The organism is Dryocola sharpae, from assembly GCF_051307055.1.
Classification (GTDB): Bacteria; Pseudomonadota; Gammaproteobacteria; order Enterobacterales; family Enterobacteriaceae; genus Dryocola.
In genome coordinates this window covers 1,085,130-1,111,809 of record NZ_CP149994.1, presented here as the reverse complement: position 1 = coordinate 1,111,809, position 26,680 = coordinate 1,085,130, and the positions used below count along the sequence as shown (strand labels likewise).

The 26,680-nt window shown below is 59.2% G+C and carries 22 protein-coding genes and 1 pseudogene; 8 read left to right on the top strand and 15 right to left on the bottom strand.

Translation table 11 applies throughout. From position 1 onward, the window contains the following. Positions 1-8 precede the first annotated feature (8 nt). The 4 genes and pseudogenes from WLO31_RS05255 to lldD form a co-directional block, all read left to right on the top strand. Positions 9-1,358 (top strand): annotated as a pseudogene (locus WLO31_RS05255) (PepSY-associated TM helix domain-containing protein); the annotation flags it as partial. A 269-nt stretch (positions 1,359-1,627) separates the two neighbouring features. Next, positions 1,628-3,283, top strand: coding sequence for an L-lactate permease (gene lldP, locus WLO31_RS05250; protein ID WP_435929438.1), 1,656 nt, complete (start codon positions 1,628-1,630; stop codon positions 3,281-3,283). Then, positions 3,280-4,068 carry a transcriptional regulator LldR gene (gene lldR / locus WLO31_RS05245; protein WP_435929437.1) on the top strand — a complete coding sequence of 263 codons (789 nt, stop codon included), beginning with the start codon at positions 3,280-3,282 and terminating at the stop codon, positions 4,066-4,068. The genes lldP and lldR overlap by 4 nt, the downstream gene beginning before the upstream one ends. After that, the gene (gene lldD / locus WLO31_RS05240) at positions 4,065-5,246 is read left to right on the top strand and encodes an FMN-dependent L-lactate dehydrogenase LldD (protein WP_435929436.1); all 1,182 of its coding nucleotides are present in this window, start codon (positions 4,065-4,067) and stop codon (positions 5,244-5,246) included. Before lldR ends, lldD begins: the two co-directional genes overlap by 4 nt. Positions 5,247-5,284: 38 nt before the next feature. Here lldD and WLO31_RS05235 read toward each other — a convergent pair whose 3' ends face one another. The 13 genes from WLO31_RS05235 to entC all read right to left on the bottom strand — a co-directional run bounded on the left by WLO31_RS05235 (position 5,285) and on the right by entC (position 17,372). Next, complete coding sequence (locus WLO31_RS05235) at positions 5,285-5,605, bottom strand: DNA-binding protein (RefSeq protein WP_435929435.1); 321 nt, start codon at positions 5,603-5,605, stop codon at positions 5,285-5,287. 355 nt (positions 5,606-5,960) lie between these two features. Next, the gene (locus tag WLO31_RS05230; RefSeq protein WP_435929434.1) at positions 5,961-6,389 is read right to left on the bottom strand and encodes an OsmC family protein; all 429 of its coding nucleotides are present in this window, start codon (positions 6,387-6,389) and stop codon (positions 5,961-5,963) included. 132 nt (positions 6,390-6,521) lie between these two features. Further along, positions 6,522-6,803 (bottom strand): acetolactate synthase small subunit, encoded by a 282-nt coding sequence (gene ilvN, locus WLO31_RS05225; protein WP_435929433.1) that lies wholly within the window; start codon positions 6,801-6,803, stop codon positions 6,522-6,524. Positions 6,804-6,806: 3 nt separating this feature from the next. Beyond that, the gene (gene ilvB, locus WLO31_RS05220) at positions 6,807-8,495 is read right to left on the bottom strand and encodes an acetolactate synthase large subunit (RefSeq protein WP_435929432.1); all 1,689 of its coding nucleotides are present in this window, start codon (positions 8,493-8,495) and stop codon (positions 6,807-6,809) included. Positions 8,496-8,605: 110 nt separating this feature from the next. After that, positions 8,606-8,707: an ilvB operon leader peptide IvbL gene (ivbL, locus tag WLO31_RS05215; protein ID WP_435929430.1), complete on the bottom strand. Its 102-nt coding sequence runs from the start codon at positions 8,705-8,707 to the stop codon at positions 8,606-8,608. A gap of 119 nt (positions 8,708-8,826) precedes the next feature. Next, positions 8,827-9,849 (bottom strand): CobW family GTP-binding protein, encoded by a 1,023-nt coding sequence (locus tag WLO31_RS05210; protein ID WP_435929429.1) that lies wholly within the window; start codon positions 9,847-9,849, stop codon positions 8,827-8,829. 16 nt (positions 9,850-9,865) lie between these two features. Then, the gene (locus WLO31_RS05205; RefSeq protein ID WP_167609448.1) at positions 9,866-10,063 is read right to left on the bottom strand and encodes a YbdD/YjiX family protein; all 198 of its coding nucleotides are present in this window, start codon (positions 10,061-10,063) and stop codon (positions 9,866-9,868) included. 103 nt (positions 10,064-10,166) lie between these two features. After that, entirely contained in the window at positions 10,167-12,272 is a 2,106-nt protein-coding gene (gene cstA, locus WLO31_RS05200; RefSeq protein WP_435929428.1) for a pyruvate/proton symporter CstA, read from the bottom strand. A 251-nt stretch (positions 12,273-12,523) separates the two neighbouring features. Further along, positions 12,524-12,940 (bottom strand): proofreading thioesterase EntH, encoded by a 417-nt coding sequence (gene entH, locus WLO31_RS05195; protein ID WP_435929427.1) that lies wholly within the window; start codon positions 12,938-12,940, stop codon positions 12,524-12,526. 9 nt (positions 12,941-12,949) lie between these two features. Then, positions 12,950-13,702, bottom strand: coding sequence for a 2,3-dihydro-2,3-dihydroxybenzoate dehydrogenase (gene dhbA / locus WLO31_RS05190; protein WP_435929426.1), 753 nt, complete (start codon positions 13,700-13,702; stop codon positions 12,950-12,952). Beyond that, positions 13,699-14,559, bottom strand: coding sequence for an isochorismatase family protein (locus tag WLO31_RS05185; RefSeq protein WP_435929425.1), 861 nt, complete (start codon positions 14,557-14,559; stop codon positions 13,699-13,701). The genes dhbA and WLO31_RS05185 overlap by 4 nt, the downstream gene beginning before the upstream one ends. Positions 14,560-14,573: 14 nt before the next feature. Further along, positions 14,574-16,190, bottom strand: coding sequence for a (2,3-dihydroxybenzoyl)adenylate synthase (locus WLO31_RS05180; RefSeq protein WP_435929424.1), 1,617 nt, complete (start codon positions 16,188-16,190; stop codon positions 14,574-14,576). Next, positions 16,191-17,372, bottom strand: a complete 1,182-nt coding sequence (entC, locus tag WLO31_RS05175; RefSeq protein ID WP_435929423.1) for an isochorismate synthase EntC — start codon at positions 17,370-17,372, stop codon at positions 16,191-16,193. Between the two features lie 197 nt (positions 17,373-17,569). Here entC and fepB point away from each other — a divergent pair, with 197 nt between their 5' ends. Next, positions 17,570-18,535, top strand: coding sequence for a Fe2+-enterobactin ABC transporter substrate-binding protein (gene fepB / locus WLO31_RS05170; RefSeq protein ID WP_435930515.1), 966 nt, complete (start codon positions 17,570-17,572; stop codon positions 18,533-18,535). Here fepB and entS read toward each other — a convergent pair whose 3' ends face one another. Beyond that, entirely contained in the window at positions 18,536-19,792 is a 1,257-nt protein-coding gene (gene entS, locus WLO31_RS05165; RefSeq protein WP_435929422.1) for an enterobactin transporter EntS, read from the bottom strand. Positions 19,793-19,918: 126 nt separating this feature from the next. On the opposite strand from entS, the gene fepD reads away from it, so the two are divergent. The 3 genes from fepD to fepC are packed head-to-tail and all read left to right on the top strand — an operon-like array spanning position 19,919 to position 22,712. Further along, on the top strand, positions 19,919-20,926 hold the full coding sequence (gene fepD, locus WLO31_RS05160; RefSeq protein WP_435929421.1) for a Fe(3+)-siderophore ABC transporter permease: 1,008 nt from the start codon (positions 19,919-19,921) through the stop codon (positions 20,924-20,926). Then, positions 20,923-21,915 (top strand): iron-enterobactin ABC transporter permease, encoded by a 993-nt coding sequence (gene fepG, locus WLO31_RS05155; RefSeq protein WP_435929420.1) that lies wholly within the window; start codon positions 20,923-20,925, stop codon positions 21,913-21,915. Before fepD ends, fepG begins: the two co-directional genes overlap by 4 nt. After that, on the top strand, positions 21,912-22,712 hold the full coding sequence (fepC, locus tag WLO31_RS05150; protein WP_435929419.1) for an iron-enterobactin ABC transporter ATP-binding protein: 801 nt from the start codon (positions 21,912-21,914) through the stop codon (positions 22,710-22,712). Before fepG ends, fepC begins: the two co-directional genes overlap by 4 nt. A gap of 51 nt (positions 22,713-22,763) precedes the next feature. Here fepC and WLO31_RS05145 read toward each other — a convergent pair whose 3' ends face one another. Then, positions 22,764-26,672 carry an enterobactin synthase subunit F gene (locus WLO31_RS05145; RefSeq protein WP_435930513.1) on the bottom strand — a complete coding sequence of 1,303 codons (3,909 nt, stop codon included), beginning with the start codon at positions 26,670-26,672 and terminating at the stop codon, positions 22,764-22,766. Positions 26,673-26,680: the final 8 nt, after the last annotated feature.

The window sequence follows — 26,680 nt, the reverse complement described above, 5'->3', positions numbered from 1 at the left end:
GGATAACTATGTCTACCCAACGCTCTCAGCTCGCCTGTCGTGGCGCGCTGCTGACGCTTTTGCGTCGCCTGCACTTTTACATCGGCCTGTTCGTCGGCCCCTTTATTTTTGTTGCTGCTCTCACCGGCACGCTCTATGTACTGACGCCTCAGATTGAGAACGCGCTTTATCATCAAGCCTTGCATACCGAAGCGGACGGCCCGCAGCGGCCCCTTGCCCAACAAATAGCCGCCGCACGTAAATATACAGGCGAAGATGCCAGCATTTACGCGGTGCGTCCGGCTCCTCAGCCAGGCGAGACTACCCGCGTGCAGTTTGTCGATCCTGCGCTTGGAGCATCTGAATCCCGCGCGATTTTTATCTCGCCTTCCACGCTTGCCGTTAAGGGAGACATGACCGTCTACGGCACCAGCGGCGTGCTGCCGCTGCGTACATGGCTGGATCAGTTTCACCGCGGACTGTTGCTGGGTGATACAGGGCGGCTTTACAGCGAACTGGCGGCCTCCTGGCTGTGGGTGGCAGCCCTGGGCGGTCTGGCGCTCTGGTTAACATCGCGCCCGAAGAGAAAGCTGAAAGTGCGGCATACCCCGCAAACTAAAACCCGGCACTGGCACATTACGCTGGGGGCATTTTTGCTGCCCGGGCTGATGTTTTTCTCCGCCACGGGGCTTACCTGGTCGCAATGGGCCGGTGGAAATATCGATAAGCTTCGTAGCGAACTGGGCTGGATGACGCCGCAGGTGAACACCGCGTTAACCCCGCAAACCGGCCATCAGCAGCACGATCCCCATGCTGAACATCATGCAATGATGCCGGGAATGGCGATGCCTGCCGCCGCAGACGAAAGCTGGGATCGCGTGCTCCATGCGGCACGCGCGGCGGGCATTGATTCGGATAAGCTTGAAATCCGTCCGCCCGGGGCGGCGGATAAAGCCTGGACGGTAACCGAAATCGATCGGGCGTGGCCCACGCACGTTGATGCGGCGGCTGTCGATCCCCGCAGCTTTACCGTTATCGATCGGGTGCGTTTCGCCGATTTTCCGCTGATTGCCAGACTCACGCGCTGGGGCGTCGATGCGCATATGGGCGTGCTTTTCGGGCTACCTAATCAACTCCTGCTGGCGGCGTTTGGCATAGGTTTGTGCGCGACGATCGTGTTTGGCTACCGGATGTGGTGGCTGCGCCGCCCAGCGGCCCCTGCGAGCAATCCCGCGCATACCCTGAGCGGTGCGTGGTTTGCGTTGCCTCTTGCCTGGCGCGCAGCCTCGCTGTTTATTGCCGCCCTGCTCGGTTACTGCCTTCCGGTGATGGGCGTGAGCCTGCTGCTGTTTGTCGTCGTGGATTTTGTGCGCTGGCGGTTGCAGGCGCTTCGGTTACAGCCGTCGTAACCACCGCCATTCAACTTACCCTCTTCTCCACAGGAAGAGGGTATCTATAGCCTAAATTGGTCCTACCAATACCTGCGAAAACGTGACCGCTTTGCGCAATCTGGCAAAAAAACCAACATAAATATTGCCACTGATTAACACAAAGTTAACCATAAGCCACCATTTCCCCTACATCACCAAATTGGTCCTACCAATCTGGCAAGAAAATAACAAGCACGTCACGTTCCGGAGATCACCCTATGCAAGCCTGGCAACAAGTTTACGACCCGGCAGGTAATATCTGGCTATCCAGCCTGATTGCCGCCCTGCCTATTCTGTTCTTTTTCTTTGCGTTGATTAAGCTGCGCATGAAGGGCTATCTGGCCGCAACGCTGACGGTCGGGCTGGCGCTGCTGGTCGCATTGCTCTTCTACCGTATGCCGGTTGACCGGGCGCTGTCGTCCGTGGTGTACGGCTTCTTCTACGGCCTGTGGCCGATTGCATGGATTATTATCGCGGCCGTTTTTGTCTACAAAATTTCGGTGAAAACCGGGCAGTTCGACATTATCCGCTCGTCGATTCTCTCCATCACGCCGGATCAGCGTTTACAGATGCTGATCGTTGGCTTTTCCTTTGGCGCCTTCCTTGAAGGGGCCGCAGGTTTCGGCGCGCCGGTGGCGATTACCGCCGCCCTGCTGGTCGGCCTGGGCTTTAATCCCCTCTACGCCGCCGGGCTTTGCCTGATTGTGAACACCGCGCCGGTCGCCTTTGGCGCGATGGGGATCCCGATTATTGTGGCAGGCCAGGTAACAGGGCTCGACAGCTTTGAGATCGGCCAGATGGTTGGCCGCCAGCTGCCGTTCCTGACGATTATCGTGCTGTTCTGGATTATGGCCATCATGGACGGCTGGCGCGGCATCAAAGAAACCTGGCCGGCGGTAATAGTCGCTGGCGGTTCGTTTGCTATCGCCCAGTTCCTTAGCTCCAACTTCCTCGGCCCGGAACTGCCGGATATTATCTCATCGCTGGTTTCGCTGGTCTGTTTAACCACTTTCCTGCGCGTCTGGAAACCGGTGCGCATCTTCCGCTTTGGCGACGTTGGCGCGTCGGTAACGGATCAGACCCTGGCCCGCAAAAACTATACGCCAGGCCAGGTCGTTCGCGCCTGGATGCCGTTTATCTTCCTGACCGCTACCGTCACCCTCTGGAGCGTGCCGCCGTTTAAAGCGCTGTTTGCGCCGGGCGGCGCGCTGGCAGAGTGGGTAATTAATATTTCCGTGCCGTTCCTCGACAAGACGGTCGCGAAAATGCCGCCTGTCGTGGCTGAAAGCGTGGCCTACGCCGCGATATATAAATTCGACTGGTTCTCCGCGACCGGCACCGCGATTCTGGTTGCGGCGCTGATTTCTATCGTTTATCTGCGCATGAAGCCGAAAGCCGCTGTCGTCACCTTTGTTGAAACGCTCAGAGAGCTGGCGCTGCCGATTTACTCCATCGGTATGGTGCTGGCGTTCGCCTTTATCTCGAACTATTCCGGTCTTTCCGCCACGCTTGCTCTGGCGCTGGCGCACACCGGGCACGCGTTTACCTTCTTCTCGCCGTTCCTCGGCTGGCTGGGCGTGTTCCTGACCGGCTCCGATACCTCATCGAACGCGCTGTTCGCGGCGCTGCAGGCAACCACCGCGCAGCAAATCGGCGTCTCGGACCTGCTGCTGGTGGCGGCAAATACCACGGGCGGCGTCACCGGGAAGATGATCTCCCCGCAGTCCATCGCCATTGCCTGTGCGGCTGTCGGGCTGGTCGGTAAAGAGTCGGACCTGTTCCGCTTTACCGTAAAACACAGCCTGATTTTCACCTGTATGGTGGGCCTGATAACTACACTTCAGGCATACGTATTAACCTGGATGATTCCATGATGACGGCACAACCGCGCCTGGCCGACCAGCTGGCCGAGCGCGTCAGAGCATTGATTAACGAGCGTAAACTGGAGGCGGGCATGCGGTTGCCCGCCGAACGCCTGCTCGCCTCGGAGATGGGCGTTTCCCGCTCGTCCCTTCGCGAGGCTATCCAAAAACTGATAAGCGAGGGCTTGCTGATTAGCCGTCGCGGCGGCGGCACCTTCGTGCGTTATGAAGTGCAGGCGTGGTCCGAACAGCGCATCGTGCAGCCGCTAAAAACCCTGGTTGAAGACGATCCAAATTACCGCTACGACATTCTGGAAGCGCGCCATGCCATCGAAGCCAGCACCGCGTGGTACGCGGCCATGCGCGCAACGCCCGCCGATAAAGAAAAGCTCATCGCCTGCTTTGACGCCACCGTGAAGTTCAAGGAGAGCGACGATCCCGATCTGGCCGCTCAGGCCGACGTACGTTTTCATCTGGCTATTGCGGAAGCCTCGCACAACATCGTTCTGCTCCAGACCATGCGCGGCTTTTTCGATCTGTTGCAAACCTCCGTGATGCACAGCCGTCAGCGCATGTACACCGTACCGAGCATTTTTGCCGGGCTTACCGAACAACATAACGAACTGCTGCAGGCGATTCTGGCAGGCGACCCGGAGCGCGCGCGCCGCGCTGCGAAGACGCACCTCGGGTTTGTACATACCACCATCAAAACCCTGCATGAAGACGAAGCCCGGCAGGCGCGCATCACCCGTCTGCCGGACGAAGACACCGACGTTACAAGGGAAGAAAATTCATGATTATTTCAGCCGCATCCGACTACCGTGCCGCCGCACAGCGCATCCTGCCGCCTTTTCTTTTTCACTATATTGACGGCGGCGCCTATGCCGAACAAACGCTGCGCCGCAACGTGGACGATCTGGCACAGGTGGCGCTAAGACAGCGCGTGCTGAAAAACATGTCGGCACTAAGTCTGGAAACCAGACTCTTTAACGAAACGCTCTCAATGCCGGTCGCGCTTGCCCCGGTGGGATTGTGCGGTATGTACGCCCGTCGCGGCGAAGTGCAGGCTGCCAAAGCCGCGGCGGCAAAGGGAATTCCCTTTACGCTTTCAACCGTTTCCGTTTGCCCGATTGAAGAAGTCGCCCCGGCCATCGACCGTCCGATGTGGTTTCAGCTTTACGTACTCAAAGATCGCGGCTTTATGCGCAATGCGCTGGAGCGCGCCAAAGCAGCCGGTTGCTCCACGCTCGTCTTTACCGTTGACATGCCAACCCCCGGCGCACGCTATCGCGATGCTCATTCAGGCATGAGCGGAGCAAACGCGGCGATGCGCCGCTACTGGCAGGCCGTAACGCATCCGCAATGGGCGTGGGACGTGGGTCTGAACGGGCGTCCACACGATCTGGGAAATATCTCCACCTATCTGGGCAAGCCAACCGGGCTTGAGGATTATATCGGCTGGCTGGCGAATAACTTCGACCCTTCGATCTCCTGGAGCGACCTGGAGTGGATCCGCGAGTTCTGGGATGGCCCGATGATCATCAAAGGCATTCTCGACCCGGAAGACGCCAAAGACGCGGTGCGTTTCGGCGCCGACGGCATCGTGGTGTCGAACCACGGCGGCCGCCAGCTCGACGGCGTGCTCTCGTCCTGTCGCGCCCTGCCCGCCATAGCCGACGCGGTTAAAGGAGATATCGCCATTCTTGCCGACAGCGGCATCCGCAACGGGCTGGACGTGGTCCGCATGATTGCGCTGGGGGCGGATACGGTTCTGCTGGGCCGCGCCTATCTCTATGCGCTAGCCACGCATGGCCAGGCAGGCGTTGCCAATCTGCTGGATCTTATCGAAAAGGAAATGAAGGTGGCGATGACGCTTACCGGGGCGAAAACTATCGCGGAGATTAGCCCGGAACTGCTGGTGCGCGAAGGTCTGAAAGATATTCTTTCGCCAGCGGATATGGCGGTTGGGTTTTAACTGAGGCGCTGCCCGCCGCGAGATGTGGCGGGTTCATCTCAGGATGCAGAACACGCCTGGCCCGTCAATTCAGAAAACCGGATCCCGGCGGCATGCAGGATTTTCTTTGTCGTGCTGATGATGGGATTGCCGCGTGCAGAAAGCGTTCTGTATAACGTTTCCCGGTTTAAGCCAGCCTCGCCGGCTATTCTGGTAAACCCGCCGCGCGCCTCAACCAGGCGGCGAAGCGCCAGCAGAAAAAGGGTTTCGCCGTCGGGGCTGTCCAGCTGTGCTAACGCTTCTTTAAGATACTCTACGGCGAAGGCGCGATCTTCGCGCAGCATCTCAATGACAAGCTGGTCATGCTCGTTAAATTTCATAGCCTGTTACTTTCTGATGATGTTTCCACCAGGCGATGGCCTGATTGATATCGGCCTGCTGCTTTCGTTGAACGGCTCTTTTCCATCAGGCGTTTAAAATAGCAAACTCTTTTCATCCGTGAACCTCCCGATTGTAGCTTTAAAGCAACACCAGCCAATATGTTTTTATTGACGCGCTCAGCAGCAACGCTTTGGCATCTTACTGGATGCGATGAGAGGAGGATAAAGTTAAAAGCAAACGGGATTTCCGCTTTGCGGCACAGGTTCCGGATGAAAAATTATTTAGCTCTGAGAGGGCGAATGCTTTTTGGGGAAGGGTTGTCTCCGGAAGGAGCCGGAGACAACAGACAGCGGGTTAGTTGAGCTTGTAATCCAGCGTAATTTCAGCTTTCATCAGCTGCGAAACGGGGCAGCCCGCCTTCGCCTTCTGAATGATTTTGTCGAACTCCGAAACGTCAATATTCGGCACTTTCACGTTGCTGGTAAGCGCGATTTTAGTGATGGCAAAGCCGCCATCTTTTTTATCAAGCGAGACATCCGCGGTTGTGTCGATGCTTTCAGGCGTAAAGCCTTCTTCGCCCAGCATCAGCGACAAAGCCATGGAAAAACAGGCCGCATGAGCCGCGCCAATCAGCTCTTCCGGATTGGTACCGGCCGCGCCTTCGAAACGGGTGTTAAAACCGTAAGGTTGCTGTTTTAACGCCCCGCTCTCGGTGGATACCGTACCCTTACCGCCTTTAATATCACCTTCCCAGTGAGCCTGCCCTTTCTTATGAATGGTCATAGATTCGCTCCTTTTTTATTTACACAAACCACAAGTATAGAAGCTGAACAGGGGCCTGCCTGGCAACTAAGAGCAATCCTTCAGAAGCCTTACCGCAGATGGATAACTCTGGCGCCATCCACCTGCGGCGATTTACTGCACTAGTGCCGTCAGCCTGCCAAATACGTCGGCGCCGTCGACGTCACGCTTGATTTGCACCACGTCCTCAAGCTTATCTATCTCGCTGATCATCTGCTCCAGACGCTGATCATCGTTGACCTGCAGCCAGATGCGGCTCCGATCGCCGGTAGAGAGCGGCAGACAAAGAATGCCTTCAACGTTAAAGGCGCGGCGGGCAAACAGGCCGCAAATGTGGGACATTACGCCCGGATGGTTACGCACCGTAAGTTCCAGAATAACGGTTAGCTGTTGCATGGCTTACTCTCCAATCATCTCAATATTGGCAGCGCCTGGCGGCACCATCGGGAATACTTTTTCGTCCGCATCGATGCGCACGTGGATCAGGCACGGACCCGGACGCGAGATCGCCTCCTGCAAAGCCGCCTGCGGATTTTCTGCCGCGTTTAAATCACAGGTCGCAAGGCCAAAACCTTCGGCGATTTTGAGGAAGTTCGTCTGCCCCGAATAGGTCGCGGCAAAGACGTTTTGCTGATAGAACAGCATTTGCTGCTGATGCACCAGCCCCAGCGCCTGGTTGTTCATCAGGATGATTTTAACGTCCAGATTGTGCTCGGCGGCGGTGGCCATCTCCTGAATATTCATCAGGATGCTGCCGTCGCCCGAGAAGCACAGCACCTTACGCTGCGGTTCCGCCAGCGCAGCCCCGACGGCGGCGGGCAGGCCAAAGCCCATAGTACCCAGCCCGCCGGAGGTCAGCCACTGGCGCGGCCGGTTCAACGGATAAGCCTGCGCCACCCACATTTGATGCTGGCCTACGTCGGTGGTGATAATCGCTTCGTCATCCACGCACGCGGCGGCGGCGCTAATCAGGCCATACGGCGTCAGCGGGTTATCCACGCCCGGCATGCTGAACGGGAACTCCTGCTGCAAACCAGCAACCTGCTGCAGCCATTGCGAACGAGGCTGAGCGTCGATGGCGGGCAGCAGTTGCTCCAGCACTTCGCCCACATCGCCGCGAATGGCGATGTGGGCCTGTTTGATTTTCCCCAGTTCGGCACGGTCGATATCGACATGAATGATTTTTGCGTTCGGGCAGAACTGCTCGGTTTTACCGATGGCTCGATCGTCAAAACGCGCGCCCATAACGATCAGCAGATCGGCTTCCTGCAGAATGTAGTTGGTGCTGCGCGCGCCGTGCATGCCCAGCATGCCCAGCGATAAAGGATGGCTGGCGGGGATCGTACCCAGCGCCATCAGCGTCATGGTGGTTGGCAGGCTGGCTTTTTCGGCAAGCAGCCGGGCATTAGCATGAGCGTTAATAATGCCGCCGCCCAGATAGAGCACCGGGCGCCGCGCCTGGTTAATCATTGCTGCCGCATCGGCAATTTGCTGCGCTGCAAACTGCGGCGCCGGTGTAGGTCGAGAGACGGCCGGCAGTTCGCTGATGTCGATTTCGGCGGTCTGAATATCTTTTGGAATATCAATCCACACCGGGCCCGGACGGCCGGATTCGGCAATGCGGAACGCGTCGCAGATGACCTGCGGCAGCTCGGCAATATCACGAACCAGATAGTTATGCTTGGTGATGGGAATGGATATACCGTAGGTATCCACCTCCTGGAACGCGTCGGTGCCGATCATCGATTTCGGCACCTGGCCGGTGATGCACACCAGCGGAATGGAATCGAGACGCGCATCGGCGATTGCCGTGACCAGGTTCGTGGCCCCCGGGCCGCTACAGGCGAGACAGACCGCCGCTTTGCCCTGGGTTCGGGCCATGCCCTGCGCCATAAAGCCCGCGCCCTGCTCGTGGCGGGCCAGGATATGACGGATTTTTTTGCTCTGGCTTAGCGCATTGTAAAGCGGCAGAACGGTGCCGCCGGGAATACCGCTAACGGTGGTGATGCCGTGGTGTTCCAGCATTTGCACAATCAATTGCGCGCCAGTGATGCGTTCTGCCTGCGGTGGGTTTTCCGACATTGCCATGCTCCAGTCCTTCTTTCATGCCGTTTCGCTTTTCGGCCGGGGGACTAAAACAAGAAACCCCGCCCGGTTTGCGCCGGCGGGGTTTTGGAATCGATGCGTTGATTCAGACCCTACGGCGCATTGCCGACGACGACCACCACCACACGCACGACGACCACCGCGGCTGGTAGCGCGGTAAGTAGCAGGGCTGAAGTATGGATGGATGAGGTCATTTGGGTCCTGAATAAATGAGTTACGAATACTTAACGTGAAAATCATACAAACACACTGCTTCGTTTCGCACAACAGCTTTCCGGGCCGCAGCAAAAAATCGTGCGTAAGATCACATCATTTAAATGGTCGTTGCAGCAAATTCCCTCTGCAATTCGTCCACCGGCAGGTAGCGGCCAATGATCACCAGCCTTGAGATACGGGACTCCGTTGGTTGCCAGGCTGAGCCATAATCAAAGCCTGCCACTTTATGCACGCCCTGCACAATCAGGCGCTGAGGATTATCGGCAATCGCCAGCACGCCTTTGTAGCGCAGCATATCGTTGCCGAAACGGGCAATGCAGCTTTCCATAAAAGCGCCAATCTTTTTCAGATCCAGCAGGCCCGCGTCAAAAACGTGCGCCTGAATAGCATCATCCCAGGATTGTTTTGCCCCTGCTTTACGGAACGGCTGAAAGCGGGAAGCCTGCTGGCTGTCCGCGCGGATAATATGAAATCCTGCCGCCAGCCCGACATTATCCGTGAGTTCAAACGCGTTGAGATCGAGCCAGAGCTCTGGTGGACACTCGCTATTAGCGATCTCGTAGATTTCCGCTTTGCTGTTGATCCGATGGATCCTGGCCAGCGCCTGAGTTTTTGTTTCTTCGTCAACGCGATCGGCTTTAGTGAGCAAAATGCGATCCGCAAAACCCAGCTGCGAAGCGGCTACGGCATGTTCATCAAGCTGACGAGAAATATGTTCCGCATCGGCAAGGGCGATCACCGCATCCAGACGCAGCGCCTCGCGCAGGCGTTCATCCACAAAAAAGGTCTGCACAATGGGCGCCGGGTCGGCAAGGCCGGTAGTTTCCACTATCAGGCGATCGAAGCGCAGCTCGCCCGCGGCGCGTTTATCCAGCATTTCGCTCAGCGCTGCCGTAAATTCACCCCGCACGCTGCAGCATACGCAGCCGTTACTCAGCTCCACAACGTTGACGTTTTCTCCGCCACGCAGCAGCGCGCCATCAATATTTACGGCGCCAAATTCGTTTTCGAGGATGGCGACAGGCTGGCTGTCATTGTGGGCGAGGAAATAGTTCAGCAGGGTCGTTTTCCCGGCGCCGAGAAAGCCGGTCAGTAGCGTGACGGATACCGCTTCGTTCATCTCAAAATCCTTATTTTTAACAGCAGCGAGCGCCGCCTTTGCCGCCATAACGTGCGTCCTGACGCTCGCGGAAAAACGCTTCATAGGTCATCGGCGTCTGCTCAGGGTGGGTGAGACGCATGTGCTGCACATAGTTGTCGTAATCCGGCACGCCGACCATCAGTTTGGCGGCCTGGCCGAGATATTTTCCTGCTTTAGCAAGGGTGTCGAACATGATTCCTCCTGCCGCGGTGAATGGCGCGTTGCTTACTCATCCTACAACCGCCTGTGAAAACACAGGGTGGGCGGCGCCTGCGCCACCCGCCCTTTATCTGACGCTAGTGCGCGCTTTTTGCCTGCGTTACAATCTCTTCGTAATTGTCCGGCATCTTCTCGTACGGCGTTTCGTTGGCGGTTGGCTTGTCTGATTTAAGCGCCTTAAGCGCCGTTTTAATCGAGAACAGGCCCAGCACCACCACTACCACCATAAAGAAAATGGTCAGCCCGGCGTCCAGACGGTTGTTAAACACCAGCTGCGAGAGCTGCGACTGGGTGTACTGCGCCGGAATATTGCCGCTGTCGATCATCGCCTGGAACTTGTTAGCGATAGCCAGGAAGCCCACTTTTGTATCCGGGCTGAAAGATTTTTCCCAGCCCGCAGCCAGCGTACAGATCAGCAGCCAGGCCGTCGGCACCAGCGCCACCCAGGCATACTTCTGCCTCTTCATTTTAAACAGCACCACCGCACACAGCATCAGCGCCATACCTGCCAGCATCTGGTTGGCAATACCAAACAGCGGCCACAGGGTGTTAATACCGCCGAGCGGATCCACCACGCCCTGATGCAGGAAGTAGCCCCAAGCCAGCACGCACAGCGCCGTTGCCAGCAGGTTTGCGGGCAGAGAGTCGGTTTTCTTAAGTCCCGGAGAGATGACGCCCAGCAGATCCTGCAGCATAAAGCGCGCCGCACGCGTACCAGCGTCCACCGCGGTCAGGATAAACAGCGCTTCGAACAGAATGGCGAAGTGATACCAGAAGGAGACGTCCATCAGGCCGCCCAGCGCGCCGTGCAGGATGTAAGCCATACCTACGGCTAAGGTTGGTGCGCCGCCCGCCCGCGAGATGATGCTTTGCTCGCCCACTTCATTAGCGATATTGCTCAGGGTATCCGGAGTTATCTGGAAGCCCCAGCTGCTTACCACGCTTGCCGCTGAAGCCACCACGTCTGTAGCACCGGCAGGGGCTAATACCGCCATCGGGCTGTTCATCGCGAAGTACACGCCCGGGTCGATAACGCAGGCCGCAACCAGCGCCATGATCGCCACGAACGACTCCATCAGCATGCCGCCGTAGCCGATAAAGCAGGCCTGATTTTCGTTAGCCAGCATTTTCGGCGTGGTGCCGGAAGCGATAAGCGCGTGGAAACCGGACACCGCGCCGCAGGCGATGGTGATAAACAGGAACGGGAACAGGTCGCCGGCCCACACAGGCCCTGTGCCGTCGATAAATTTGGTCAGCGACGGCATCTGCAGCGTGGGACGCATAATCAGAATGCCGATAGCCAGCCCGATAATAGTGCCGATTTTCAGGAAGGTGGAAAGGTAGTCGCGCGGCGCCAGCAGCAGCCACACAGGCAGCACCGCCGCCACAAAGCCGTAGCCCACCAGGATCCACGTCAGCTGCACGCCGGTATAGTCAAAGTACGGCGCCCAGGTTGCGCTTTCGGCTACCCAGCCGCCGGAGATAATGGCGAAAATCAGGCACACCAGGCCGATGATGGACACCTCACCGATACGTCCCGGACGCAGATAGCGGATATAAACGCCCATAAACAGCGCCAGCGGAATGGTAAACGCCACGGTGTACGTTCCCCACGGACTGTGGGTTAAGGCTTTCACCACGATCATCGCCAGCACCGCCAGGATAATCACCATGATCATAAAGCAGGCGACAAGCGCGACAACGCCTGCGGTATTGCCCATCTCTTCTTTCACCAGCTCGCCCAGCGAACGCCCGTCGCGGCGGGTGGAGACAAACAGCACCATAAAGTCCTGTACCGCGCCGGCCAGCACCACGCCCGCCAGCAGCCAGAGCATGCCCGGCAGATAGCCCATCTGTGCGGCCAGCACCGGCCCGACCAGGGGCCCTGCCCCGGCAATGGCGGCAAAATGGTGGCCGAACAGCACTTTCTTATCCGTCGGCACATAATCCAGCCCGTCGTTATGGCGCACGGCAGGCGTCATACGGGTGGCATCAACGGTTAATACACGTTTAGCGATAAAGAGTCCGTAGTAGCGATACGCAATAAGATAAACGCAGACCGAGGCAACCACGATCCATAGCGCGTTAATCTGTTCGCCCCGGTTAAGGGCGATATAGCCGAGCGCGAATGCCCCGATAACCGCGAGCACTGCCCATACGAGGTGTTTCCCTGGGTTAGTCATAATTGTTTTCCATTGTCAGACCGGAAGCGTGAGGTGTTACATTTTGTTTCTAGAACAAAAGGTTGCATTTAACAATATGGAAGCAGCGGAATAGCCTGGTTTGACCGGGTATTTACATCAGCTTGTTAAGGAGATCACTTTGTCATGTAAAAGCGAGGTAACAAACCGGCGGGGATTGCTCGCGGGTGGGTGTGTCGGATGGCGCTGCGCTGTAGGGTGGATAAGCGCAAGCCGCCATCCACCGCAAATGTTTATCCTAATACCGCCGTCGTCAAACGGCTGGTGCAGCAGCGCTTGCCGCGGCTGTCAAAGATGGCTATCTCCCAGACCTGAGAAGATTTACTCAGATGCAGCGGTTTGCAGACGCCGCGTACCGTTCCGGACGCCACGGCGCGGTGATGGCTGGCGCTGATTTCCGTCCCCACCACGCACTGTCCTTCTGTGGTGGTCAGGAAACCGGCCATCGATCCCAGCGTTTCCGCCAGCGCCGCCGAGGCGCCGCCGTGCAGCAGGCCGAACGGCTGATGAGTACGCTCATCCACCGGCATTTCCGCCTCCAGGCTCTCCTCATCAACGCGCGTAAAAGTGATGCCGAGCAGCGCCACCATAGACTTCTCGCCCATGCCGTTAAGTTCATCCAGCGTGAGCTGTCGTTTCCAGATACTCATCTCTTCCCCTTACGCGCCGAGCGTCGCGCCGCCGTCAATCACGATGTCCTGCAAGGTGATGTGGCTGGCATGAGATGACGCGAGAAACATAATGGTGCTGGCGATCTCCTGCGGACGGGCGATTTTGCCCAGCGGGATGCCCAGCTTGAACTGCTCCGGAAAACCTTTGATGCGCTGCTGTTCCGCATCCGGCGTTTTCCAAAGCCGGCGCTGCATGTCGGTATCGGTAGAGCCAGGGGAGACCAGGTTGCAGCGCACGCCGAACGGCGCAAGCTCCAGCCCAACGGTCAGCGCCAGGCTTTTCAGCGCGGCTTTCGAGGCGCCGTAAGCAGACATGCCGGTGCGCGGCGTGTGGGCCGCGTCGGAAGCCACGGTGACAATCGCCCCGCTACGCTGCTCGCGAAAACGCGGCATGGTTGCCCGGAACATGTTGAACGCCCCGCCCACGTTGACCGCAAACGTCTCCTGCCAGTCCTGTAGCGAAAGCGCGTCCGTTGCGCCCATGCGCAGAATGCCCGCGGCATTGATCAGAACGTCCAGCCGCGGCGCCTCATCCAGTAAACGCTGAGCGACGGCTGTAACCTGTTCCGCATCCGCTACGTTGAGCGTTTCGGTCGCAAAGGGATAATCGTCCAGCGGAAAAGCCAGATCGAAGCCGATGACCGTCGCTCCTGCAGCGCTGAAGGCCAGCGCGGTGTGATAGCCGATGCCTTTGCCCGCGCCGGTTACCCAGACGCGCTGGCCGCTAAACTCTGTGCTCATGCCTGCGGCTCCCGTGACAGCAGCGCCCACCAGGCCTCAATGGTCGGATTTTTCGCCAGCATGACGAAATCGATATCGGCGTGAATTTTGCGCCAGCTCGCCGCCAACGCCATCATGCGCACGGAATCGAGGCCGTAATCAATCAGGTTTTCGTCATCTTCAGGAATGTCGGATTCATCCAGCAGCGGCAGCACCAGATTACGCAGCTGCTCTTTGTTCTGCGGAGCAGATTCCGGCAGCAGATCGCGGGTCATCACCACGCGCCCGGTGCGGCCAGCGGTATATTTTAGCGCCATCATGTGCTCTTCGCGGCTGAAGTCGGCCAGCGCGTCCGCCACCATAAACGGCTTGATATCGCGCATAAACGCGTCGGTGGCGGTGGTCATGCAGCCGATATGAGCGTACACGCCGCAGATAATCAGCTGGTTACGGCCGGTTTCCTTCAGGCTCTGCTCCAGCGGCGAGCGGATAAAGGCGCTGTAGCGCCATTTGGTCAGCACGGTGTCGTTTTCATCCGGCGCAAGGGCGGCAACCACCTTCTGGCGGTCTGGATGCTTGTTCAGGCCCGGTCCCCACATATCGTTTAGCAGCGCACGGTCTTCATCGCTCTGGTTGTTCGGCTGCGCGGTGTAGTAAACCGGGATATTGTTGCGTTTGCAGTAGCTTCTCAGCGCGGCGATATTGTCGATAACCTGCTGGATCATCGGGCAGTCATCGCCCCAGAAATCGATAAAATATTCCTGCATATCATGAATTAACAGAGCCGCGCGCTCGGGCTCAAAGGCCCACTGCACTTTGCTTTGCGGCAGGTCGGCGGCCGCCGGTAAGGAATATGCGTTCAGTTTTGGGATAGCCATAATTTCTCCGTCAATCAGGAAGCCAGCTGTTTTTGGGCAATCAGCTGGCGCAAACGTTTTTTGTCCACTTTGCCAACCGGCGTAAGCGGCAGGCTTGCAACAATTTCGATACGATCCGGAAGCTTAAAGTCCGCAATGCCCAGCTCACGCAGGTAGCGACGGATCTCCACGGCGCGGAACGGGCGGCTGCCGACGATAAACGCGCAGCTTTTCTCGCCCAGCAGGCTGTCTTCCATCGACACCAGCGCGGCGTGGATAATTTCTTCGTGGCGCAGCAGCAGGTTTTCGATCTCTTCGGCGGCGATCTTCTCCCCGCCGCGGTTGATCTGATCTTTTTCGCGGCCCTGCACGGTGATGTAGCCGTCCTCAGCAATTGAGATCAGGTCGCCGGATGAGTAAAACCCGTTGGCGTCAAAAGCGCTGGCGTTGTGCTCCGGGCTGCGATAATAGCCGCGGAAGGTGTACGGGCCGCGAGTCATCAGGCGGCCGACTTCGCCGCACGGCAGCGGGCTGCCGTTTTCATCGGCGACCCAGACTTCATCGTCCGGGCACATAGGTTTGCCCTGGGTTTTGAAGATGTGTTCGTTGTCATCATCAAGGCGCGTGTAGTTCACCAGGCCTTCAGCCATGCCGAACACCTGCTGAAGCTGGCAGCCAATTTCTGCCGGAATACGCGCCGCCAGCGCCTCGCTCAGGCGTGCGCCGCCCACCTGCAATAACCTCAGCGAGGCCAGCGACCGGTTGCTGCCCCACTCGCCAATCGCCTGCAGCCAAAGGCTCACCGCAGGCGGCACCAGAGCGGTAACGTTTATCTGATGGCGTTCGATAAGCGGGAAGCACAGCGTGGCGCTCGGATCGCTCGCCAGCACCACGCGGCCGCCGGCATAAAACACGCCAAGCGAACCGGGCGAACTTAACGCATAGTTGTGCGCGGCAGGAATTGCGCATAAAAAGCGGGTATCTGCGTCGAAATGGCAGATTTCTACGCTGCGACGAATGCTGTAGTAGTAATCGTTATGCGTGCGAGGAATAAGCTTCGGCGTGCCGGTGCTGCCGCCGGAAAGCTGGAAAAAGGCTACTTCGTCTGCCGCCGAAGACGCAGCGATAAAGTTCTCTTCCGGCTCGCTGATAAAGGCGCTGAGTGAACGGCTGCGTTCGTTTTCATTCAGCAGTACCGCCATGCGCAGAGAAGGATTCTGGCCGCACAGGGAATCGAGGAAATCGTCATGCGCAAAGAGGTTGTGCTTGCGGTCGGCAATCAGCAGCGCCGGTTCGAGCTGCTTCGCATAGGCTTCCAGTTCGGTGCGCTGGTGGCTGAATAGCGCATTGACCGGCGCAACGCCAATCTTCAGCAGGGCAAACAGCGTGATGTAGAGCTCCGCCACGTTGCCAAGCTGCACCAGGGCTGTTTCGCCGGTGCGTAAACCGCGGCGTTGCAGCGCGCAGGCCAGACGGGTGGCTGCCTGCTCCAGTTCGCGATAGCTGTAGTGCCGCTCGCCGTCGATCAGCGCAATGGCGTTATTTTCACCATGACGGCTCAGGATGTCGGTAAGCGGCAGATCCGCCCAGTAGCCTTTTTCGCGATAGCGTGCGGCCAGATCCTCCGGCCAGCGGGTAAAGTGAATCGCCATTTAATTAAGTCCAAATACGTTAAGCATGGTGGAAAGTTTTACGCCCGTTTCCCGCCACTCGGCTTCCGGTGACGAAGCGGGCACAATGCCTGCCCCGGCAAACAGACGAACCTGTTTATTCGCCACGCGAGCGCAGCGAATAGTAACCACCCACTCGCCGTTGCCTTGCGCATCGCACCAGCCGACGATGCCGCCGAACAGTTCGCGGTCGAAGGGTTCCAGCTCGGCAATCAGCTGCTGCGCAACGTCGTGGGGGAATCCGCTGAGCGCGGGCGTCGGGTGCAGCAGGCAGGCAAGCGACAGCGCGTTGTCCCGGGGATCTCTGGTTTCGCCGTCGATCGGCGTGGCAAGGTGCCAGAGCGTTGGCGTGTTGATCAGTTCAGGCGTCTCCGGCAGCGCCAGATACCGGCTGCGCGGCTGTAGTACGTTTTGCATCGCGCTGGTGACCAGGCCATGCTCGTGGCGGTCTTTAGCCGAGTTCATCAGCGCTTCGCCAATCGCTTTATCGCGCCCGGCATCTTCTCTCTCGCGACGGGCAGAACCGGCCAGCGGCAGCGAGCTGAACGTTGCGCCATCTTTACGCAGCAGCAGCTCAGGGCTCGCGCCCAGCAGCGAACTGCCGTCGGGCAGCGGAACATGGAAGTTAAAGCTGGCAGGATTCTGCGCAATCAGCCGGTTTAGCAGGGCATTGATATCAACCGGCGCGTCGGTTTCGATATCTATCAGGCGCGAAAGCACCACTTTATCGATACCAGGCCCGCTGGTGGCGGCGGCGGCATGCGCCACCATGGCCATAAATTTATCCTGCCCGGGAATAGCTTTGCGCGCGGTAATGCCCGGCTGCGTCAACGCCTTACTCTGGCGGGCTTCCTGCTGGCGCTGAGGGCGAGAAAAAGCCTGCCAGCTTTGCGGAATAAACAGCGCTGACGGCTGGCGGGTATCAAACGGAATGGCACCAACGGCTATCGGCCTCTCAACGCCCTGCTTTCTGGCGCGTGCAAACGCGTCCTGCAGCTGCGTTTGCAGCTTACCCAGCATGTTCGCGCCATCTTCAGCGGGACAATCCAGGCGCGCAACGCAGCCCTGGGTTGAAAAACTCCGATAAGGAGACATAAAGAAAAAGCTATCCGCACAAGGGGTTACGCGCTTTTTTCGTGGCTCCTCGGCCAGTAATGTGTCCATGCGTTCTCCGTTAAAAAAATGATAAAGGATATTAATAATAATTATCATTTGTATTTCGGTGTCGTAACCTAAAGAGAATCCCTCTTCCTGTCAATCGGGACAAATCTTTTTTAACCATTCCCACGCTTGCGCCGGAGCGGCATAATCATGAAAATGAGAAGCATTATTGATTACTTTAACAGGATGCCCGCGTGAAAATCAGAATTCCCTCAGCTCTGGCTAAGCTTACTTTTGGCACCGCTCTGCTGCTAAGCCTCAGCGGCCTCGCCCATGCCGCCGACTGGCCGCGCCAGGTGACGGACAGCCGCGGCACGCACACGCTGACACAGGCGCCGCAGCGCATCGTCTCCACCAGCGTCACGCTGACCGGTTCACTGCTGGCCATTGATGCGCCGGTGATCGCCAGCGGGGCGACTACGCCGGGCAACCGCGTGGCGGACAATCAGGGTTACCTGCGCCAGTGGGGAAAAATCGCCAAAGAACGCAATATCCAGCGTCTCTATATCGGTGAACCAAGCGCGGAAGCGGTTGCCGCCCAAATGCCGGACCTGATTTTAATCAGCGCTACCGGCGGCGACTCGGCTCTAGCCCTTTACGACCAGCTTTCCGCAATCGCGCCAACGCTTATCATCAACTACGACGATAAAAGCTGGCAGCAGGTTTTAACCCAGCTCGGCACGATAACCGGCCATGAAAAACAGGCCGCTGAGCGCATCGCAAGCTTTGATAAACAGCTTATTGATGCGAAAAAACGTATTACGCTGCCGCCGCAGCCGGTCACCGCGCTGGTTTACAGCCCGGCATCCCGCTCCGCGAACCTCTGGACGCCTGAATCCGCGCAGGGCAAATTACTCCAGCAGCTTGGCTTCACCCTTTCCACGGTGCCGCCGGCCATTCACACCAGCCAGAGCATGGGCAAACGCCACGATATTCTGCAGCTTGGCGGTGAAAACCTCGCGGCGGGCCTGAACGGGAAGAGCCTGTTCCTGTTCGCCGGCGATGAGAAAGACGCGAACTCGCTGGAAAACAACCCGCTGCTTTCGCACCTGCCAGCGGTGCAAAACAAGCATGTCTATCCGTTGGGCACCGAAACATTCCGCCTCGACTACTACAGCGCAAGCCAGGTGGTGGAGCGGATGACCGGGCTGTTCGCTAAGCAGTAATTATTTCGCCGTTGCCGCCTCGGGTTCCGCCGGGGCGGCCTGCCGGTAGCGGCGTAACTGCACCAGCACAGCCGCCAGCACCACGCCAACCAAGGCCAGCGCCAGCCCGCCCGAGCTTGCCGCCGCAACCGGCGTCATCGCAACCGTCATCCCGCCCAGAATCGCCGCGCCAATGGCGTCGCCCGTGACGTTTTGCGCCGTCCACAAGCCGTTGATGCGGCCCAGCATGCCGTCCGGCGTCAGCGTCTGGATCAGGGTGTACTGCAGCAGAGAACTGATGGCGCTGAGATAGCCAAACAGCGCAAGGCAGGCCAGCCCCAGTCCCCAGACGGGCATCAGGCTGAAGAGGCCAACCGCAATAAAGGAGACGATGCCGCTCGCCAGCATAATCATGCCCGGACGGGCGTGATGCGTGATGCGCCCGCTGGTCAGCGCGCCGGTCGCCGCGCCAAGAGGAACGGCGGCATACATCAGGCCGATTTGTCCGGCGCTCATCTGCCAGTGTCCGGCCAGCGCTGGATAAAGCACGCGCACGGCGCTCGCCATGGTCAGCAGGGCGCCAACCAGCGCAATGCCGCCGATAACTGGATGGCTTACCAGAAAACGCAGCCCGTTGAGCAGGGAAAGCAGCGGGTTTTCCCGCGCCTGCGGAGGCGGCGGTAGCTGCGGCAAACTCAGCAGCGGAATTAACGTTACAAAGGTGCCGATGGAGGCCAGCCCGTAGTTCCAGACCACGCCGCCGGAAGCCAGCAGCAGCCCGCCGATCATCGGCGAAATGACCGAGCCGAGGCGCACCGTCAGCATGGTGATCGCCCCCGCCTGCATTAAGTTCTCACGGCCAACCAGCGTGGGCGTCGCTGCGAGCAGCGCGGTGACGCCAATCGCGCCAAAAAAGCCGTCCCACACGCCAAGCAGATATATAGCGGCAAGCGAAGGCTCCGGCAGCGCGGCGTTGAGAGTCAGGCCGATAAAGCCTAAGCCGCAGGTTGAGCGCGCCAGCAAAATAAGACGGCGGCGCTCGTGGCGATCCGCCAGTACCCCGCCCATCATCAGCCCGATAAACATCGAGCCGCCGGTCAGCGTTACCGCAAGACCAACCTGTAATGAGGAGCCCGTCAGCGTCTGGATCTGCACCGGCACGGCTACGCCCAGCAATCCCAGCGAGACGATAGAGATAAAACGAGCGAGAAACACGGCGCGAAATGCCGGGTGGGTTTTCAGCAGGCTGAGGTTTAACAGCAGAGAATTGCGGTTCATTACATGACCTTAAAACGAATTTTTCTTTCCGGGTGCGTGGCGGCTCATGCTAACATAAACAAATAAGAGTGATAATGATAATAACTATCATTTAATTTCACGTTGGGTTATTTGTCGGGCGGGAATATGTCGGCTTCGCGGTTATCAGCACGCACGCTTGTTCTGCTGATCCTGTTTTTTTTACTTTTATTAATGGCTACGCTCAGTTTGTTGGCAGGCGCAAAATCGCTGCCGGTTGAAGTCGTGATGGATGCGCTCGGCGGCCAGTGCCGGAGCGCGGATTGCACCATAGTGCTGGATGCACGTCTGCCACGAACGCTGGCGGGGATTCTCGCTGGCGGCGCGCTTGGCCTCGCCGGGGCGCTGATGCAAACCCTTACCAGAAACCCCCTCGCCGATCCCGGCCTGCTTGGCGTGAATGCCGGCGCCAGCTTCGCTATTGTTGTTGGCGCAGCGGTCTGGGGCCTGACTTCCCCTTCCGCCCTTCTCGGGCTGGCGTTCTTCGGCGCGCTGGCGGCGGCGCTGGTAGTGGCTTTTACCGGCAGCCAGGGCGGCGGGCAGCTTAGTCCGGTCCGCCTGACGCTCGCAGGCGTTGCGTTAGCCGCTGTGCTGGAAGGCCTGAGCAGCGGCATCGCGCTGCTTAACCCCGTGGTGTATGACCAGCTCCGCTTCTGGCAGGCCGGTTCGCTTGATATCCGCACCCTTTCCTCTTTGAAGATCGTTTTCCTGCCGGTGCTGCTGGGCGGTGCGATTGCGCTGCTGCTTAGCCGCTCGCTTAACAGCCTGAGCATGGGCAACGACACCGCTACGGCGCTGGGCAGTAAGGTGGCCCGTACGCAGCTGTTTGGTTTGATTGCCATCACGCTGCTGTGCGGAAGCGCTACGGCGGCGGTCGGGCCGATTGCCTTTATCGGCCTGATGATGCCGCACCTGGCCCGCTGGCTGGTGGGCGCCGATCACCGCTGGTCGCTTCCCGTCACCCTGCTTGCTACGCCATCACTTCTGCTGCTCGCCGATATTATTGGCCGCATGCTGGTGCCCGGCGAGCTGCGCGTTTCGATTGTCAGCGCGTTTGTCGGCGCGCCGATGCTGATTTATCTGGTGCGTCGCAAGCGTCAGGGAGCCGGATTATGAATCGCCTCTCCCCTCGTCTGATTACGATGTGCCTGCTGTTGATTTTGCTCAGCGTAGCATTTGGCATCTGGAGCCTTGGCAACGGCGTGCTGCCGCTTTCTGCAAGCCAGGTCGTTAAAGCGTTGTTCGGCTATGCGCCGCGTAATGTTTCGCTTGTCGTCGTCGAATGGCGGCTGCCGCGTGTATTAATGGCCCTGTTAATCGGCGCGGCGCTGGGCGTGAGCGGCGCAATCTTTCAGTCGCTGATGCGCAACCCCCTCGGCAGCCCGGACGTGATGGGCTTTAACACCGGCGCCTGGAGCGGCGTGCTGGTCGCCATGGTGCTGTTTGGCCAGCAGCAGACGACTATTGCCGCCGCCGCGATGGCGGGCGGCGTGCTCACTTCGCTGGTGGTGTGGCTGCTGGCCTGGCGCAACGGCATCGAAACCTTCCGCCTGATTATTATCGGCATCGGCGTACGCGCCATGCTGGTAGCCTTTAACACCTGGCTTTTGCTGTACGCCTCGCTGGAAACCGCCCTCTCTGCGGGAGTATGGAACGCGGGCTCCCTGAACGGTCTGACCTGGGCGAAAATGCTTCCTGCCGCTCCTTTAATGCTGCTGGCGCTGATCGCGGGCGCGCTGTTAGCGCGTCGTATGCGGCTGCTGGAGATGGGCGACGACAGCGCCTGCGCGCTGGGCGTTCCCGTTGAACGCTCGCGCCTGCTGCTGATGCTGACCGGCGTCATCCTCACCGCCACCGCCACGGCGCTTGCCGGGCCGATATCCTTTATTGCGCTTGTCGCCCCGCATATTGCCCGCCGTCTGAGCGGCACTTCCCGCTGGGGCTTATTACAGTCAGCGTTGTGCGGCGCGGCGTTATTACTCGGCGCGGATCTCTGCGCCCAGCATCTGTTTATGCCGTATCAGCTCCAGGTGGGCGTGGTCACCGTGAGCATCGGCGGCATTTACCTTATTGCGTTGTTGATTCAGGAGTCCCGGAAGAAATGAGCCAGATTTCCACCCCGCCGCGTTTGCATGGCGAACAGCTTACGCTCGGATACGGCAATCATGTGGTAGCCGATGGGCTGACCGTCGCCATTCCTGACGGGAAATTCACCGCGATTATCGGCCCGAACGGCTGCGGTAAATCAACGCTGTTGCGCACGTTAAGCCGCCTGATGAAGCCCACGGCCGGCCAGGTATGGCTTGACGGCAATGAAATTCACCGACTCGCCACCAAAGAAGTGGCGCGACGCATTGGCCTGCTGGCGCAAAACGCCAGCGCGCCGGGCGATATCAGCGTGGCTGAGTTAGTGGCGCGCGGGCGCTATCCGCACCAGCCGATGTTTGCCCGCTGGCGCGAAGAAGACCGCCTCGCAGTCACCCGCGCCATGCAGGCGACGCGTATTGAAGACCTCGCCGATCAGCCGGTAGATACCTTATCCGGCGGGCAGAGACAGCGCGCATGGATTGCCATGGTGCTGGCGCAGGAAACCTCCATTATGCTGCTGGATGAGCCGACCACCTGGCTTGATATCAGCCATCAGATTGATTTGCTGGAGCTGCTGAGCGAGCTAAACCGTGAGAAGGGCTATACGCTGGCGGCGGTGCTGCACGATTTAAACCAGGCCTGTCGCTATGCCACGCATTTAATCGCGTTGCGCGACGGAAAGATTGTCGCTGAAGGCGCGCCGGGCGAAATCGTCACGCCGGAACTTATCGAGGCGATTTACGGTCTGCGCTGCATGATTATTGAAGATCCGGTGGCGCATACGCCGCTGGTGGTGCCGCTGGGACGGAGATAAAGGCACAGGAGTAAAACCCCTCCTCTCCGGCGGAGAAGAGGGGTTCTCTGTCTATAAAGCCAGCACCCGCTGCAGCACCGGCCCAATCCCGACAAACGCATCCGGGGAAATAATATCCACGTGGGCGCAGTCCAGACGATAAACCTCCAGTTCGCCAGTCCACGGCGCCCAGGTTTTTTGCGGGTCCATGCCTTCCGGCAGCGTTCGCTCTGCAACAAACAGCGTCGCTTTGCCGGTAAACGGCACGCTGTTCGCGGTGGTCAGCAGGCGAACGGCATCGCCGTAGTTGCCTTCAATGGCCTGGAAGAGCGCGTCTGACGTCTGTCCCTGCTGTGCCGCCACAAAGGCCTCGCGTTCGCGGTTGATCTCCTCCAGCACCGCCGGATCGAGTTCGTTCGCGCCCTTTTCCGCCCAGTTCTGCGTTTCCGGCGGCCAGGTGTCGAGCAGGCCGAGGAAGGCGACCTCTTCCCCAGCTGCTTCGAGCCTTGCGGCGATGCCCTGCGCCAGCGTGCCGCCGAGAGAGTAGCCCAGCAGATAATACGGCCCGTGCGGCTGCAAATTTCTGAGCGTTTGCAGATGCGCCTCGCAAACCTGCGCCAGATTTTCCGCCTGCTGCATCGGCCCGGCCGGACGCGGCGACTGGATACCGGTTATCGACCAGCGCGGATCGAGATAGCGCTGCAGCACGCTGAACTGCCAGGCGAAACCGGAGGCCGGATGGAAACAGTACAGCGTCGGCCCTGTGCTTTTACGCAGCGGCAGCACGGCCTCAAAGCCTGCGCGGTTGGCCTCTTCTTCGCTGCGCGCCTGCGCCAGGGTTTCTGCAAGCTGGCCGACGGTGGAGGCGATCATGATCTGGCCTACGGCCACCGGTCTTTCCAGCTCGCGCCTGAGCTGCGCGGCAAGACGCATCGCCAGCAGCGAATGTCCGCCGAGGGCGAAGAAATCACCATTTACCGACTGGATTTCGCAGCCAAGCAGGTCGACGAAGGCGGCGGCGATCGTCTTTTCAAGCTCCGTTTCTGGCTTACGGCCTGCGCCACGCTGGGCCATTTCCGGCTGCGGCAGCGCCTTGCGGTCGAGCTTGCCGTTAGCGCTGAGCGGGAAATCCTCCAGCTGCACAAGCGCCACCGGCACCATATGCGCGGGCAGCACGGCAGCGAGCTGTTCACGCAGGGAATCCACAGGTAGTGGATTGCCCGATGTGGAAACCAGATAACCCACCAGCTGTCTTGCATCGCCGCCGCTGGCTGCCGCGCCCTGGTTGAGCACGCAGGCATGGGCCACGGCCTGCGCGACGTCGTCCAGCGTCTGCATCGCCCGGTCGATATCGCCAAGCTCAATGCGCTGGCCGCGGATTTTAAGCTGATCGTCGCTGCGCCCCAGATACTCCACCGCGCCGTTTTCCAGCCAGCGCGCCACGTCGCCGGTGCGGTACATACGCTCGTCCGCAACAAAAGGATCGGCGATAAAACGGCTTGCCGTCAGATCCGGACGGCAGAGATAGCCCTGCGCCAGCTGGATCCCTGTGAGATAAAGATCGCCTGCGATCCCCGGCGGCACCGGACGCATCGCGGCATCAAGAATGCGCAATCCTGTGTTCCAGACCGGCCAGCCAATCGGCACGCTGCTGCCCGTAACACGGGCCAGAGCGTCGCCAAACGCCGGATACCAGCTTACGTCCACAGCGGCCTCGGTCGGGCCGTAAAGATTGTGCAGCGGCGCATGCGTAAGCTGTTCCCACTGGCGGCACAGTTCCGCAGGCAGCGCTTCGCCGCTGCAGAACACGCGCCGCAGCGTAGCGCAGCTGGCAATCGCCTCCTCATGGGTGAGCGCGCCAACAAACGCCGCCAGCATTGACGGCACAAAGTGCGTGGTCGTCACCCGGTAACGGGCAAACAGCTGCTGCAGCGCTTCCGGATCGCGATGCGCTTCCGGCGGCGCCATCACCAGCCGCGCGCCCACGATATAAGACCAGAAGAATTCCCAGACCGACACGTCGAAACTGCACGGCGTTTTCTGCAATACCACGTCTTCGCCGTTCATCGGGTAGTGGTCCTGCATCCACAGCAGGCGATTAACAATAGCCTGCTGCCCTACCATCACGCCTTTTGGCCGCCCGGTTGAACCCGAGGTGAAGATTACATAAGCGGTATGTTCCGGGCGTGAAAGATTCAGACGATCCGGTAGATCCGACGCCAGCTCACGCTCATAGCAGAAGGTTTTCAGGCCCCCGATAGCGCTAAAGCGGGAAAGCTGTTCGGCTGAGGTAATCAGCAGGCGCGGCGCGGCGTCTTCGAGCATCATCTGCAAACGATCGTCCGGATAGCCGGTATCAAGCGGCAGCCAGGCGGCTCCCGCTTCGACAATCGCCTGTAGCGCAAGGGACAGGAAGACCGAGCGCGGAAGCGCCACGGCAACCACATCGCCCGGTTTAACGCCCTGCGCGATTAATTCTCCGGCCAGAGCCAGCACCTGCTCGCGCATCTGGCGATAGGTGAACTGACGGCTTTCGTCCGCCAGCGCCGGGGCATCCGGCGTGCGCTGCGCCTGCTCCGCTATCAGGGCGCTTAAGGTGGTGACCGGCAGCGGAATTTGCGTATTGTTTACGTTTTCCAGCAGGGCGGTTTCGGCATCATGCAGCAATTCGGCATCCACGCAGCGTAAGGCGGGATTTGCCGCAAACTGGCGTAAAAGCAGCGGCAGGCGAGCCATATGCTGGCGCAACGCCTGCGCCTCATAGCGCTCTTCGTTTGCCAGCAGTTCGAGGGAAAAGTCGCCCTGTTCGCTGATGTATAAAGCAATTTCCAGGTCGCGTACCGGGCCGGAAGCCAGCTGATGCGTAATGCCTTCCATGCCGGCAAAATCGAGGCGGTAATCGAACATTTTCAGGTTCAGTACCGGGCCAAACAGCGGCTCGCCGCTGGAAACCTGCCCCAAATCGCGCTGGATTTGCTCGGCGTCGTAGCGTTGATAACGACGCATCCCTTTCAGCTCTTTCGCAAGATCCCGCGCCAGTTCGGGCAGCGTGGCATTCGGCCAGATGCGTACGCCAAACGGCAGCACGTTCAGCACCGGGCCGGTGGCGCACAGGGCGCTTGAGCCGATGCGGCGCATAAAGATAAAGCCTGCGGCATAGTCGGCGCGTCCGCTTAAGCGGCCAAGCCACAGCGCGACCAGGCCGATCGCCATATCTGCGGCGGTCAGGCCGCTGCCGTTTACCAGCCTGCGGAAATCTTCACCGTCAAAACTCAGCGTCTGGCGAATAAGCTTCGTGGTGGAGCCCTGCCCGGTGAGCGGCTGCGTGGAAAGCGTGGCGGGCGTCGGCAGCTGACGAGCTTGCTTTGCCCAGAAAGCCGCGTCGCGTTGCCAGGCGTCGCTTTCACGGTAGCGTTCATACTCCGCGACAACTTCGCTGAACGGCGTGAACGGAGAGGGTTCCGGCTGTGCATCACGACAGTAAGCGGTGTAAATATTGGCGATCCTGCGGGTGATAGCGGTGAAGCTGAAGCCATCAACAACCAGGTGATGAAAACGCTGATACCAGAACCAGCGCGTATCGCTCAGACGCAGCAGCTCATGATGATAAAGCGGCTTCTGGCCTGCGAGACGCAAATCCTGGTCGAGATCGTCACGCATAAACGCCTGCGCCGCGGCCTGCGGATCGGCCTCATTGCGCAGATCGCGGCATATCGGCTGCGTGAAAACGGCGGCAGGATCGATCCACTGTCGGGCAACGCCGTCCACCTCGCCAAAGCGCATGCGCAGGGTATCGGCTTCCGTCATGCCGGCGATAATCGCCCTGCACAGCAGCGTCTCATCAACGTTTCCGTTTAATTCTACATAGTGCGCCACGCTCCATGCGTTGGGCTGCGGCGAAAGCTGGTCCGCCATCCAGATGCCGGGCTGCGCGGCCACCAGCGGCAGCATCTCGGTTTGTTGCACTAAAGGTGTCGTCATCAGCACTT

Excerpts from the sequence above, each read along its gene's own strand:
- lldR (WP_435929437.1), top strand. The coding sequence starts at position 3,280 with ATGATGACGGCACAACCGCGCCTGGCCGACCAGCTGGCCGAGCGCGTC.
- WLO31_RS05180 (WP_435929424.1), bottom strand. The coding sequence starts at position 16,190 with ATGGCGATTCACTTTACCCGCTGGCCGGAGGATCTGGCCGCACGCTAT.
- entS (WP_435929422.1), bottom strand. The coding sequence starts at position 19,792 with ATGAACCGCAATTCTCTGCTGTTAAACCTCAGCCTGCTGAAAACCCAC.
- lldD (WP_435929436.1), top strand. The coding sequence starts at position 4,065 with ATGATTATTTCAGCCGCATCCGACTACCGTGCCGCCGCACAGCGCATC.
- WLO31_RS05205 (WP_167609448.1), bottom strand. The coding sequence starts at position 10,063 with ATGTTCGACACCCTTGCTAAAGCAGGAAAATATCTCGGCCAGGCCGCC.
- dhbA (WP_435929426.1), bottom strand. The coding sequence starts at position 13,702 with ATGAGCACAGAGTTTAGCGGCCAGCGCGTCTGGGTAACCGGCGCGGGC.
- cstA (WP_435929428.1), bottom strand. The coding sequence starts at position 12,272 with ATGACTAACCCAGGGAAACACCTCGTATGGGCAGTGCTCGCGGTTATC.
- ilvN (WP_435929433.1), bottom strand. The coding sequence starts at position 6,803 with ATGCAACAGCTAACCGTTATTCTGGAACTTACGGTGCGTAACCATCCG.
- entC (WP_435929423.1), bottom strand. The coding sequence starts at position 17,372 with ATGGACACATTACTGGCCGAGGAGCCACGAAAAAAGCGCGTAACCCCT.
- WLO31_RS05145 (WP_435930513.1), bottom strand. The coding sequence starts at position 26,672 with ATGACGACACCTTTAGTGCAACAAACCGAGATGCTGCCGCTGGTGGCC.
- lldP (WP_435929438.1), top strand. The coding sequence starts at position 1,628 with ATGCAAGCCTGGCAACAAGTTTACGACCCGGCAGGTAATATCTGGCTA.
- ilvB (WP_435929432.1), bottom strand. The coding sequence starts at position 8,495 with ATGGCAATGTCGGAAAACCCACCGCAGGCAGAACGCATCACTGGCGCG.
- WLO31_RS05210 (WP_435929429.1), bottom strand. The coding sequence starts at position 9,849 with ATGAACGAAGCGGTATCCGTCACGCTACTGACCGGCTTTCTCGGCGCC.
- fepC (WP_435929419.1), top strand. The coding sequence starts at position 21,912 with ATGAGCCAGATTTCCACCCCGCCGCGTTTGCATGGCGAACAGCTTACG.
- WLO31_RS05235 (WP_435929435.1), bottom strand. The coding sequence starts at position 5,605 with ATGAAATTTAACGAGCATGACCAGCTTGTCATTGAGATGCTGCGCGAA.
- WLO31_RS05230 (WP_435929434.1), bottom strand. The coding sequence starts at position 6,389 with ATGACCATTCATAAGAAAGGGCAGGCTCACTGGGAAGGTGATATTAAA.
- ivbL (WP_435929430.1), bottom strand. The coding sequence starts at position 8,707 with ATGACCTCATCCATCCATACTTCAGCCCTGCTACTTACCGCGCTACCA.
- WLO31_RS05185 (WP_435929425.1), bottom strand. The coding sequence starts at position 14,559 with ATGGCTATCCCAAAACTGAACGCATATTCCTTACCGGCGGCCGCCGAC.
- fepD (WP_435929421.1), top strand. The coding sequence starts at position 19,919 with ATGTCGGCTTCGCGGTTATCAGCACGCACGCTTGTTCTGCTGATCCTG.
- fepG (WP_435929420.1), top strand. The coding sequence starts at position 20,923 with ATGAATCGCCTCTCCCCTCGTCTGATTACGATGTGCCTGCTGTTGATT.
- entH (WP_435929427.1), bottom strand. The coding sequence starts at position 12,940 with ATGAGTATCTGGAAACGACAGCTCACGCTGGATGAACTTAACGGCATG.